At 41.6% G+C, this 12,735-nt stretch carries 11 protein-coding genes; all 11 read right to left on the reverse strand.

Annotation, left to right across the window (positions count from 1 at the left end):
- Positions 1-189: 189 nt before the first annotated feature.
- Positions 190-1,206 (reverse strand): dTDP-glucose 4,6-dehydratase, encoded by a 1,017-nt coding sequence (gene rfbB / locus PTW35_RS13165; RefSeq protein WP_281025374.1) that lies wholly within the window; start codon positions 1,204-1,206, stop codon positions 190-192.
- A gap of 99 nt (positions 1,207-1,305) precedes the next feature.
- Positions 1,306-1,671, reverse strand: coding sequence for a VanZ family protein (locus PTW35_RS13170; protein WP_281025375.1), 366 nt, complete (start codon positions 1,669-1,671; stop codon positions 1,306-1,308).
- Between the two features lie 441 nt (positions 1,672-2,112).
- The gene (locus tag PTW35_RS13175) at positions 2,113-2,487 is read right to left on the reverse strand and encodes a VanZ family protein (protein ID WP_281025376.1); all 375 of its coding nucleotides are present in this window, start codon (positions 2,485-2,487) and stop codon (positions 2,113-2,115) included.
- 131 nt (positions 2,488-2,618) lie between these two features.
- Complete coding sequence (locus PTW35_RS13180) at positions 2,619-3,785, reverse strand: nucleotide sugar dehydrogenase (protein ID WP_281025377.1); 1,167 nt, start codon at positions 3,783-3,785, stop codon at positions 2,619-2,621.
- Positions 3,786-3,813: 28 nt separating this feature from the next.
- Complete coding sequence (locus tag PTW35_RS13185; protein ID WP_281025378.1) at positions 3,814-5,541, reverse strand: SLC13 family permease; 1,728 nt, start codon at positions 5,539-5,541, stop codon at positions 3,814-3,816.
- A 34-nt stretch (positions 5,542-5,575) separates the two neighbouring features.
- On the reverse strand, positions 5,576-6,496 hold the full coding sequence (gene galU / locus PTW35_RS13190; RefSeq protein WP_281025379.1) for a UTP--glucose-1-phosphate uridylyltransferase GalU: 921 nt from the start codon (positions 6,494-6,496) through the stop codon (positions 5,576-5,578).
- A gap of 229 nt (positions 6,497-6,725) precedes the next feature.
- Positions 6,726-7,688, reverse strand: a complete 963-nt coding sequence (locus PTW35_RS13195; protein WP_281025380.1) for a DHHA1 domain-containing protein — start codon at positions 7,686-7,688, stop codon at positions 6,726-6,728.
- Between the two features lie 139 nt (positions 7,689-7,827).
- Positions 7,828-8,427, reverse strand: coding sequence for an adenylyl-sulfate kinase (gene cysC / locus PTW35_RS13200; RefSeq protein ID WP_281025381.1), 600 nt, complete (start codon positions 8,425-8,427; stop codon positions 7,828-7,830).
- Between the two features lie 188 nt (positions 8,428-8,615).
- Positions 8,616-10,022, reverse strand: a complete 1,407-nt coding sequence (locus tag PTW35_RS13205; RefSeq protein ID WP_281025382.1) for an undecaprenyl-phosphate glucose phosphotransferase — start codon at positions 10,020-10,022, stop codon at positions 8,616-8,618.
- Positions 10,023-10,055: 33 nt separating this feature from the next.
- Complete coding sequence (locus tag PTW35_RS13210) at positions 10,056-11,354, reverse strand: oligosaccharide flippase family protein (protein WP_281025383.1); 1,299 nt, start codon at positions 11,352-11,354, stop codon at positions 10,056-10,058.
- 16 nt (positions 11,355-11,370) lie between these two features.
- Positions 11,371-12,735, reverse strand: coding sequence for a phosphomannomutase CpsG (gene cpsG / locus PTW35_RS13215; RefSeq protein ID WP_281025384.1), 1,365 nt, complete (start codon positions 12,733-12,735; stop codon positions 11,371-11,373).

Here is a 12,735-nt window from a genome sequence, read left to right on the forward strand (position 1 = left end):
TAGACGTATAACCAACGCACTTTACTAACAACACTAATGATACAACAAAATTTATTAGTATTAATAATTCCAGCAAACCACAACCAACCCAGCAGAAAGTAAAAATCTTACAATTATAAGGTGCATTAAAACATAAAACAACAGAAAGATTCGCTTATAAGAATAAAGCTCATTGCATATCAATGTTCATTATGCCTTATCTATTATTCCCTCATTTATGCAACAAATTGTTTTATAGAGGCATTCCTCAAAATCAGCTTGTGGCTCCCAATCTAGCTCTTTTTTAATCTTATTAAAATCAATAGCATACCTCACATCATGGCCAGGCCTATCCGAAACATAAGTGATCAAGTCTTCGTAACGATTGATCCCTTTAGGTTTCATTGGAGCGACCTCTTCCAATAGGTTACAAATTAGCCTTACAACATCAATATTCCTTCTTTCATTCGCACCGCCAACATTATAGGTTTCACCTACCCTCCCCCTTTTCAACATGGCATAAAGGGCACGTACATGATCGTCGACATACAACCAATCTCTTATTTGATTCCCATCGCCATAGATGGGAAGAGGTTTGCCATTAAGGGCGCTGTCCACCATTCGCGGGATCAACTTTTCACTGTGTTGATAAGGGCCATAGTTATTGGAGCAATTAGATACAAGTATTGGCAGGCCGTACGTACGGTGCCAGGCTCGAACAAGATGATCACTTGAGGCCTTTGACGCGGAGTATGGACTACTTGGAGCATACGGTGACATTTCAGTAAACGGTGCTCCATTTTGTTCAAGATCGCCGTATACCTCATCAGTCGATATGTGAAGAAAGCGAAAGCTTAAGCGCTTTTCCTCATCCAACTGAAGCCAATACGCTCTGACAACTTCCAATAGTGTAAAGGTCCCGACAATATTGCTCTGAATAAATGCAGCAGGCCCATCGATAGAATTATCGACATGCGTTTCAGCTGCCAGATGCATCACCGCATCTGGCTGGTATCGGCTAAATACACGCTCTAAGGAGGTTCTGTCACAAATATCTACTTGCTCGAAGGCATATCTCGGGCTACCTTCAACGTCAGCTAATGATCGTAAGGATCCCGCATACGTAAGCTTATCAACATTGATGACTGTGTCATCTGTATAGCTTATGAGATAGCGAACCATTGCTGAGCCGATAAACCCAGCCCCACCCGTAACTAAAATATTCATATTCTTTCTTACAGCTCTGTCTTTACATCACTCTGGCTATAGCAAAAATTGTCACTACAAACTCCGCTCTTTGCTTGCCTGAACTTAAAGATTATCACTCTAATCCAAGCTTAAGTTTAGGAAATCACACAACCGCTTTTGCTGATTGTGGAGCAAAGCCGTGACAAACATACCCAAGCTAACCCCGAGCGAATTGGCGAGCAAATCAAAAAACGAGCACTCACGTCCGAAAGATGGCTGGATAAGCTCGATCGCGCCGCTGAACAGCACAATGGCAAAACAACATTTGTAGAAACTACGTTTGGTTGGTACGGCAAAGCCAGCCAATATGGCAAACACGGCGTAAGCCATGAAATGTTGCACTTTGTCGATATGGGGTATAGAGACTAGCTCAGGGCCCGTCGGTTTGAGCGAGAGAAAAAGAATTAGCAGCGCGTAAAGGATGAGAGGGATTTTTCTGAGCATGGTCTGGGTTCTGGGTTCTGGGTTCTGGGTTCTGGGTTCTGGGTTCTGAGTTCTGGGTTCTGGGTTCTGGGTTCTGGGTTCTGGGTTCTGGGTTCTGGGTTCTGGGTTCTGGGTTCTGGGTTCTGGGTTCTGGGTTCTGGGTGATTTTACGAGGTGTGGGCGAATAGTAAAGAGGAAAGCGGGAAAGCGGGAAAGCGGGAAAGCGAGAAAGCGAGAAAGCGAGAAAGCGAGAAAGCGAGAAAGCGAGAAAGCGAGAAAGCGAGAAAGCGAGAAAGCGAGAAAGCGAGAAAGCGAGAAAGCGAGAAAGCGAGAAAGCGAGAAAGCGAGAAAGCGAGAAAGCGAGAAAGCGAGAAAGCGAGAAAGCGAGAAAGCGAGAAAGCGAGAAATTATATGGGCTCTACAAGAGTGTCAAGCCCATAGTATTGACTATCAAAAATAGCATTACCAATTTATGCTCACTTTGTAGCTTAGACGTTGATGTTTACGCCATCGAACTTTACGAAGCAAGTAGACAACCAATATACCTAGACTAACACCTAAACAATTTGCCACAAAATCCCATATGGAGCTCTCCCGGCCAAAACGAGGCTGAATGATTTCAATCAAACCACTAAAAAAAATGATTACAGAGCAAGATGTATAAAACACCTGTTTGTTATTAACAGCATAGGCTACAACAATAACAAAAGCCGTATAGGCAATAAAATGCTGAAGATAAAAAATATAAGGTATGGATATTATCTTAGGCCCTACTGGTTTTAGTGAAAGAAATAGCATTGCTATTATGTAAATTAATACCGACAATCGTTTCAGCATGTGAAATTTTCTATTTTATATTTCAAATAAACATCAGGCTATTTTTTTCACCCAGTAAGTCTTGCAAAAAGAAATCGGCAATTTAATTGTTAAAAAACATGCCGATTTCTATTCATTCAACAAAAATTAATTTAATCGGAACCAAACAAGTCCCTAGTGTAAACTTTATCAGCTACGGTAGAGAGCTCTTCTGCCATTCGGTTTGAAACGATTACATCTGACATCACTTTGAATTGTTCAAGATCTTTAATCACTGTTGAGTTAAAAAACTCTTCTTCTTCAAGAACGGGTTCATAAACCACAACTTCAATCCCTTTAGCCTTAATACGTTTCATGATGCCTTGGATACTCGAAGCACGGAAATTATCAGAACCAGATTTCATGATTAAGCGATAGATACCAACAGTCTTTGGCTTACGACTAATAATAGAGTCTGCGATGAAATCTTTTCGCGTGGTGTTTGCATCAACTATTGCCCCAATCAAGCAATTCGGCACATCTTGGTAGTTGGCTCGAAGTTGCTTAGTGTCTTTAGGTAAACAATAACCACCGTAACCAAATGAAGGGTTATTGTAGTGACTACCGATACGTGGATCTAGACCAACACCTTCGATTATTTGACGAGCATCAAGGCCGTGGGACTCTGCGTAGGAATCCAATTCATTGAAGTAGGCAACGCGCATAGCGAGATAAGTGTTAGAGAACAATTTCACAGCCTCTGCTTCCGTAGAGTCGGTAAACAGCACTTCAATATCTTCTTTAATCGCGCCTTCAACTAGTAAGTTAGCAAAAATCTGTGCTCGCTCGCTTTGTTCACCAACAATAATGCGAGATGGGTGAAGGTTATCAAACAACGCGCGACCTTCACGCAAGAACTCAGGCGAGAAGATAATATTTTCACAGCTAAACTGTTCTTTAATTTGCTTGGTATAACCAACAGGAATGGTCGATTTAATCACCATTACTGCATTTGGGTTAATATCCATCACATCTTTAATCACAGCCTCAACAGACGATGTATTGAAGTAGTGATTAGCAACATCATAGTCAGTTGGTGTTGCAATGATAATAAACTCAGCATCCTGATACGCTCGTTGTTTATCAAGCGTTGCTGTAAGATTTAGTTCTTTGTTCGCTAGGAAATCTTCAATTTCTGCATCAACAATCGGCGAGACACGATCATTAATCATGTTAACTTTGTCTTCGATGATATCGACGGCGATAACTTCATGATTCTGTGCCAATAGCACAGCATTAGACAGGCCTACATAACCTGTACCTGCAACTGCGATTTTCATGTGTTTCCTAATTAATAATTTAAAGTATCTAAAAAGGGAAAAATAATGGTGTCGATAAAATCACCACTAGGGAGTAAGTCAATGATACTTTCCAGCCCGTTTTGATAAAGTCTACCACTCTATAATCACCAGCATTCATTACCATCAAATTTGTTTGATAACCAAACGGGCTAATGAAACTAGCGCTAGCTCCATAGGCAACAGCCATGACAAATGGCATATAGTTCACACCATATGTCTCGGCAACTCCCAAAGCAATAGGTAATGCTAAGGCTGCTGCAGCATTATTGGTAACAATCTCAGTGGTCACCATTGTCATGAAAAAAATCACCGCTAAGGCAAACCAAGGGCCACTGTTACCTGCCACGCTTGTTACCATATTCGCTATCTGCAGTGCTAATCCACTGCTGGTAAACACATCGGCAATACACAGGGCGCTGGCTATCATCAGCCAAATTTCAAATGGGAAACGCCGGCGAATATTAGCCCCCGTCAGCACATTGGCTAACACCATAGCGGCAACGTAAATAAGCAATCCAGAAAATAGGCTCATAATACCTGTGGCCGCAAAAGCTATCATGGCGACAAAACCGCCAATGGCCAGTGCTTCTTGCCAAGGCAGCAAAAGGGATTTGACTTTCAGGCCAGAAATAATAAAAAAGTTACGCTCAACATTACGGTGCTTTTCAAAATCTGGCCCAACCGCCAATACCAGCTTATCGCCGGCATAAATAACTTGTTCCCCTAGTTTGCCACAGACCTTCTCACCATTACGGTTAATCGCGACCACTGCAGCATCAAAGCGCGAGCGAAACTGAGTATCTTTCAACGTTCTGCCAATAATGCTGGACTCTGTACTGACAATCACTTCAATCAAATTGCTGATCAACAAGCCGTTGCTATTGGCGAACAGTGACAAGCCATCAAACTGCTCCAGTTGTGATATGTGTTTGACATCACCACAAAAAACCAGCTTATCGTTATCTTTAATCATCATTTGCGGATTGACCGGAGAAATCAGCTGGCCATCCCGAACGATATCGACCAGGAACAAACCATCCAAAGCACGCAGGCCATTTTGCTGAATAGTCTTGCCAATCAATGAGCTTCCAGCCTGCACCTCGGCATCGATAAAGTAATCCCCGCGTTGCTTATTACTAACCACTTTATCGGGCAAACGATAAGCACAAAAATATACCGCGAGGCCTGCGACCAGTAAAATCATCAACCCGACAGGCAGAAAATCAAAAAACTGCAGTGATGCATATCCCTGCTCTATCAGCAAGCCGTTAACCACTAAGTTAGTTGATGTCCCAATGAGGGTTAATGTACCGCCAATAATGGCAAAGTACGAAAGCGGGAGCAGCAGGCGGGATGGAGAATAGTCTTGACTTCGGGTTAAACCCGCCATCAAAGAGGCAACAACCGCGGTATTGTTCAAAAAAGCAGAGCTCAGCGAGGCTAATAAACCTAATCGGGCTAACGTCATTCTAAACGTTGAGCGAAAAACAAGCTTCGTAACCCAAACCAAAATCCGAGTACGCTCTAGGGCAAGAGAAGCGACCAAAAGCAATAGCAGAGTAATCACTGCTTGGTTGACACCGAAGCTAAGCATCCTTACCTGCTCAATGTAGCCAAGGAAATAGAAAAATAGAACTACCGCACTGAAAAGGATCGAGGGCCTAACCCGTGTAAAGATGAGAGCAAGAAAAAGCGAGACAATCGTCAACGCAACTATAAATGAAGGCGTCATCATAAGTCGAAATAGGCGCCCGAGGGCGCCACACAAATTAACTCACCGCTTTTAAAGGTGAAGTAGGATTAAAAAGCGAGTTCAAGTAATCTTTAAACTCTTCACCAAGACTATCATGGCGCATGCCGTATTCAACAAAGGCACGAAGATAGCCTTGCTTATCACCACAGTCATGGGACTTACCTGTCATGTGGAAGGCTTCAACCGCCTCTTCTGCCATTAACATATCAATAGCATCGGTTAGCTGGATTTCATCGCCAGCGCCAGGAGGGGTAATCGCCAGCTTCTGCCAAATGTTTGAAGACAGCACGTAACGGCCAACCACGGCCAGGTTCGACGGCGCATCTTCAATCGCAGGTTTTTCAACCATCGCCGTCATCGCATGAGAATCACCGCCATGAAGCTCTGCACCACCACAGTCGACCACACCGTATTTTGATACTTCAGACATAGGAACAGGCTCAACCATAATCTGGCTAGCTTTAGACATATCAAAACGCTTCAGCATTGCTGCAAGGTTTTCTTCTGATTGATCGGCAGTGTACTCATCCAAAATCACATCGGGCAGTACCACAGCAAAAGGCGCATCACCGACCAAAGGCTTGGCACATAGTACCGCATGGCCCAAGCCTTTCGCTTGGCCCTGACGCACATGCATAATGGTGACATCTGGCGGACAGATAGACTGTACTTCATCCAAAAGCTGACGCTTCACACGCTTTTCAAGCGTTGCTTCCAATTCAAAAGAGGTATCGAAATGATTTTCGATAGCATTTTTTGATGAATGGGTAACCAGCACAATTTCTTTAATGCCTGCTGCTACACACTCATTGACAATATATTGAATAAGCGGCTTATCCACGATTGGCAACATTTCTTTTGGAATGGCCTTGGTTGCCGGAAGCATGCGTGTGCCTAGCCCTGCGACTGGGATGACAGCTTTTTTAACTGTACTCATTGTTTTTCCTTATTTGGGGGTATTTGGGGAGCTAGAAGCTGTAAGCTGTAAGCTGTAAGCTGTAAGCTGTAAGCTGTAATAGCTTGAAAGAGCTGTATTTAAAAAAGCGTCAACAGCTTAAAATAAAACTATCAACGACTAAGAATAACAGCCCTGAACTGATCGCTTTAAACTGATAGCTGACAGCTAGTTTCTAATAGCTGACAGCTAATTTCTGATAGCTGGAATCTTAGCTGTAATAGTCATTAACCGCTTTGATAAACGCATCACGCATATCAGCAGGTAATGCATTAACTCCAGCAGCAGCTGCACGGCCACCACCAGTTGGGAACTGGCTGCAGATATCACCAGCGCCTTGCTTGTTATTCAAAGGGGCGCGGAGTGAAACAGTAAATGTTCCGTCTGCATTTTCCGTGAAGACGATATGTGCTTTATCCGGTGATTTATTGGCAAGCTCATTTCCAAAGACACCGCTAATGCGCTTAGACCATGCCTCATTAGGCATGACAAATGCGGCACTTGTACTCCCATTGGCGATTGGCTCTAGAGCTTGCGCATTATTCATATCACTTTCATACCCGGCTTTTAATACATGGTATGGCGATTCACTGTCTTCAATAACGGAAAACGGGGAGCTATAAGGTAATAGCTTTAGATATAAATCGGCAGGCGCAAAATGCAAATCATCAATGGTTGCTCCATAGCCGTTATAGTTAATCAATGTGCCTAACTCTTTCAAGAACGATGCCTCACCAAGAGAAAGGCCAGCTTTAGCCGCTAACCTATCACCTATCGCAATCAAGTTATCACCATACGCCGCAGCGATTGCCCAATGATGAAATTGGCCATCAAGCAATTGATCAATAATTAAGCTCGTACAGGTATTTGCATCCAAATCAATGTGTGACTCCAGCGAATCACTCTCTGGGATATCACCGGCTCGATGGTGATCGGCATAAAAAACAGACGCACCAGCGTCAAGAACCCGCTGCAAATCCTCGTGGTTTTTCTCCATAGAAATATCGAGTACGGTTAAGCTATCACCAGCGACGGCCTTAGCCTGCTTAACCAGTTTGATATCACGTTTCACACCAGTGATTAATTTACTTTCTTTTGGCTGGGCAAGACGAAGTTGCAGCAAAGCGATGATACCGTCAGCATCACCGTTGAAAATGTCGTAATGGGTGGACATGGGGACCCTTTTGAATTTTAGCGATCAGCGATCAGCGATCAGCGATCAGCGAATTATTTAAAGAAGAAAGGTTTCTGGTCAAGATTGTAAGATAAGAAAGCGAACAGCTCTTTTCTGAACGCTGACAGCTTAAAGCTGATCACTCCATTATGTAGCCTTTCTCAACCAGATAACTCACAACCTGCTCCGCACACTCTTCAATCGACAGCTCTGCTGTTTTGACATGGACTTCCGGTGCAGTTGGTGCTTCATAGGCCGAATCAATACCGGTGAAGTTTTTAATCTCTCCAGCTCTAGCTTTCTTGTACAAGCCCTTCGGGTCACGAGACTCACACACAGCCAAAGGTGTATCGATATACACTTCAACAAACTCATTATCTTTCACTAACTCACGAACAAGGTGACGGTCACCAATGAAGGGTGAAATGAAAGCCGTTAACACGATTAAGCCTGAATCAACGAACAGTTTGCTCACTTCACCAATGCGACGAATGTTTTCTATGCGATCAAGATCACTAAATGATAAATCTTTATTTAAGCCGTGGCGTACATTGTCGCCATCTAATAAGTAGCTATGGCAATTTTTATCAAACAGTTTTTTTTCAACTGCGTTAGCAATAGTTGATTTACCTGAGCCACTTAATCCGGTGAACCAAAGAATAACCGGCTTTTGTTTTTTCTGCGCAGCACGCGCTTCGTGGCTGATGACTTGATCATGCCAGACGATGTTTTCGTTCATAATATATAGAGTAAAATAAGAATGTAAGAAGCTAGAAAGCTAGAAAGCTAGAAAGCTAGAAAGCTAGAAAGCTAGAAAGCTAGAAAGCTAGAAAGCTAGAAAGCTAGAAAGCTAGAAAATATCAGAGCTTAAAGGAATTGCAACACTTTCAGCTGATAGCTGATAGCTGATAGCTGATAGCTCAAATCTTAATAAGCATTTTTATCAATGAAGCCTTTAAAAATGGTCAGGAAAACGATTTTGGCATCAAGGAATACAGACCAATTACGAATGTAATCTAAATCAAATTCGATGCGTTTTTCCATTTTATCCAAGGTATCGGTTTCACCGCGCCAACCATTGATTTGGGCCCAACCAGTAATACCTGGCTTGACTAAGTGGCGCAGCATATAACCATTAATTAGCTTACGGTATTCTTCATTGTGGGCAACGGCATGTGGACGAGGGCCAACAATTGACATACTGCCTTGGAGTACATTGATGAATTGAGGTAATTCATCTAAAGATGTACGACGCAGGAAACCGCCAATTGGGGTCAGGCGATTATCCCCCTTCTTGGCCTGCGTGACCTTATCGCCATTTTCCATCACATTCATCGAACGGAACTTCCATACCTTGATAGGGTGACCATCGATGCCATAGCGATGTTGCTTGAAGAACACCGGACCTTTTGACGTCCACTTCACCGCACAAGCTATCACTAGCATTGGAACAGAGATCAACAGTAAGATTAAACTGCCTACCACCAAGTCAAAAGCCCGTTTAAGAATACGGTTAGAACCATCCATTGGTGAAGAATAAATACTAATCACTGGTAAACCACCCAAATTATCACTTCGCGCGTGCAAAAGCTCAAAAGTGAAGACATCAGGCAGATACATCACAGAACAGGTGGTATCAGCTAGCTCATTCACCAAGCTAGCAATGTACGCCTGTTTAGAAACAGGCAGCGCAATGTAGACCCTGTCAATAATGCCATCTTTCGCATCCGATACTAATTGCTCCAAATCACCTAAGACACGTGCAATTGGTTCTGGATGGTCTGATTCCACATAATCTGACGTATCATAATGTCCCACAATGTTGAGCCCCATCCAAGGCGAGCGATTTATTCGTTTCGCAAGCTCTTGGCCTAAACGTCCGGCGCCCACAATAGCTACTTGCCTTGTATTATAACCGCGACCACGTGCGGCACGTAGTATCATTTTTAATAATCGGCGGTACAACAATAAGACAATCCAGGTAACACCAAACCAAGTCAACTGATGGGTAATAGAGGAAAACATGTTGAAGTCCAACATAGAATCCGCACTACTGGCCACCAAAAATGCAAACAGCCAATTAACACTTAACCGCCAAGCTTCCATACGAAATGGCGTGGTACGCCACGACACATAGAAATGCTGAAGTTCACAGATTGCGTAAAATGACATCATCGCAATAAATGCCGCTAAATAATTTGCCGCATCGGTAAGCTCGACAAAATAGTAGGCCACCCAAACTGAACTCGCTAGAATAACCAATGAGTCCACAAAACGGGTAAACATGGCAACCGTCGTTTGGCGACTTTGTAAAACTCCTTTTTGGTACTTCATATTATTGCCTCTAACAATATAAAAGGTAATACATTAACTCCTAAAAATATTTAATGTATTAAAACCCAGCATTTTTTTAACTTGATAAACACAAAGTAAATTTTGAGTTGCAACTGAAAAAGCACTAATTAATGCAGCCCCATAAACCCCAAAAACAGGGATAACAATAAATCCGCCAACCAACATAATGAGTGAAGATATAATAACATTATTTCTAAGTATATTCTCATGACCGGTCATTTGTAATAAATAACCAACTGAACCTGTAATAACATTAACAAACTGCCCTAACGCAAGAACACGTAAAATATTAGCCCCTTGAATAAAATCCTCACCAAAAAGACCCATTAATTTTTCTGAGAATAACAACATTATAATAATCACAGGCAATGAAACTATAGTCATTAACTGCCCGGAAAACTTAGCTATATTCTTAACACTATGTATATCATTTTTTTTAAAAGCTTCTGCGAATTTAGGAGCGGCTATCGAATTTACGGCAATCAGAATAAAACTTGTTAGCATTGCTGTACGTTGAGCAGTAGCAAAAATAGCAACATCCGTTGTACTATTCCATGCTCCCAACATTAACTGTCCAGACCATTGCGTTATCTGTGCCAAGAGTAAAATAACAAATAGTGGCTTAACGGAATCAGTAATATGTTTTTTTTCTTCTATAGGTAATAAAAATAGTTTAGGTTTACGACCATAATTCCATACAAAAATTGAAAACAAAAATACTATAAAACCTGCACCCGCATAACCTAACATTGCTTCACTTGCACTATTAGGCTGTAAAGCATAAATAATAATCAATGATAAAACAGCCATTGCTGCAGACTGAAAGGTACTAGCTAAAACAACTTGTTTTTGACCTTGTAAGCAAAAACCATGGAGCTGACTAATAGATAGAGGTAAAATCACCAAGGCAGAAACAGATAAAATCGGAGATAATAAAGGTTTACTAAAAAACCAAACACTTAATACGTCACTACACAACCATATAGCAACACTAAATACAATAAGCACTGGAACAATTTTAGCTAATGCATATTGGTAAATCCCAGAAATAAAAACCTGGTTATCTACAGCACGGTACCCTGCAATAAATTTCACAAGCGCATTATCAAATCCTTGCCTTGCTATTGCGGCAATAATAAAAATAACAGCTTGCGCTAAGAAAAAATACCCAGCCTGTTCGGCACCTAATAATTGCGCAATTAAGATGTTTAATAAAAATGCACCTACTGCTGCAATAATTTTAACAATGAAAGCTAATGAAGCTCCAATGATCATATCGAAATTTGATAGTGATTTTATTTTATACAACATTGTATAACCTAAACAGCTAACTATTTAGAAGACAAAGAATTTCGCTAGTTTTAACCTTCATCAACTCCCTATTCCCTTTAGATTCAACATTAAGTCGAACAACAGGTTCAGTATTTGAGGCTCTTAAGTTAAAACGCCAATTTGAAAATTCAAGACTTATTCCATCGGTATAATCAATGTGTAGCGCTTCATATTTATATTTTTCAAGAACAGCTTCAATCGCTTGTTCGGGACTATCCAGCTTACAGTTGATTTCACCTGATGATGGATAAGCATCAATACGAGACTCAACCATATCAGACAAAGGCAAACCAGTCCGTGACATTAACTCAGCAACAAGTAACCAAGGAATCATCCCACTATCACAATAGGCAAAATCACGAAAATAATGATGAGCACTCATCTCACCGCCGTAGATTGCATCCTCTTTACGCATGCGTTCTTTAATAAAGGCATGTCCTGTCTTAGACATAACAGGTATCCCACCGGCTTTGCTTACCATGTCTATGGTATTCCATGACAAACGTGGATCATGGATGATTTTAGCACCTTTCTCCTTGGCCAGAAATGCTTCGGCCAAAAGCCCTACAATATAGTATCCCTCAATAAATTGGCCTTTTTCATCGAATAAAAAGCAGCGGTCAAAATCACCATCGAAGGCAATTCCCATATCCGCCTGATGTTCAAGCACAGCTTTAGTAGTGTCTTCTCGGCATTCTGGCAACAGTGGGTTTGGAATACCATTAGGGAAATTACCATCTGGATTATGATGAACTTTTACAATTTCCACTGGAATATTTGACTGTTCAAATCGAGATTCAATTTCATCAATTACATGACCAGCCGCACCATTGCCAGAGTTAATCACCAACTTTATTGGTTTAATATTTTGTGGTGAAATGTAGCTCATCAAATGATCTGTGTAGCTTTTTAATATTGATTTTCTAGTGTATGTACCTTTCTTTATTGGCTCAGGAAAGTTATTTAATTCTGCCAATCGCTGAATTTCTCGAAGCCCCGTATCACCACTAATTGGCTTAGCGTCATCTCGAACTAGTTTCATACCATTATAGTTCATTGGGTTATGACTAGCAGTCACTTCAATACCACCATCAACACCTAAGAACTGAGTAGCAAAATAAATTTCTTCTGTCCCGGTCACACCAATATCGATGACATCACAGCCAGAATCCATTAAACCTTCCGCTAATGAAAGTTTAAGCTCTTCAGAAGTAAGCCGGACATCTCCACCAACAACCACTTTCTTAGGCTGCAAATATTCACCAAAAGCTCTACCAATTCGATAAGCAATATCGGTATTTAATTCATCACCCAACTGACCACGAATATCATAAGCCTTAAAACATGATAATACAGACAC

Source organism: Photobacterium sp. DA100 (assembly GCF_029223585.1).
Taxonomy (GTDB): Bacteria; Pseudomonadota; Gammaproteobacteria; order Enterobacterales; family Vibrionaceae; genus Photobacterium.

Coding starts and splice junctions, on each gene's coding strand:
- PTW35_RS13180 (WP_281025377.1), bottom strand. CDS start 3,785: ATGAAAATCGCAGTTGCAGGTACAGGTTATGTAGGCCTGTCTAATGCT.
- PTW35_RS13210 (WP_281025383.1), bottom strand. CDS start 11,354: ATGTTGTATAAAATAAAATCACTATCAAATTTCGATATGATCATTGGA.
- PTW35_RS13195 (WP_281025380.1), bottom strand. CDS start 7,688: ATGTCCACCCATTACGACATTTTCAACGGTGATGCTGACGGTATCATC.
- cysC (WP_281025381.1), bottom strand. CDS start 8,427: ATGAACGAAAACATCGTCTGGCATGATCAAGTCATCAGCCACGAAGCG.
- PTW35_RS13170 (WP_281025375.1), bottom strand. CDS start 1,671: ATGCTCAGAAAAATCCCTCTCATCCTTTACGCGCTGCTAATTCTTTTT.
- rfbB (WP_281025374.1), bottom strand. CDS start 1,206: ATGAATATTTTAGTTACGGGTGGGGCTGGGTTTATCGGCTCAGCAATG.
- PTW35_RS13185 (WP_281025378.1), bottom strand. CDS start 5,541: ATGATGACGCCTTCATTTATAGTTGCGTTGACGATTGTCTCGCTTTTT.
- PTW35_RS13175 (WP_281025376.1), bottom strand. CDS start 2,487: ATGCTGAAACGATTGTCGGTATTAATTTACATAATAGCAATGCTATTT.
- galU (WP_281025379.1), bottom strand. CDS start 6,496: ATGAGTACAGTTAAAAAAGCTGTCATCCCAGTCGCAGGGCTAGGCACA.
- PTW35_RS13205 (WP_281025382.1), bottom strand. CDS start 10,022: ATGAAGTACCAAAAAGGAGTTTTACAAAGTCGCCAAACGACGGTTGCC.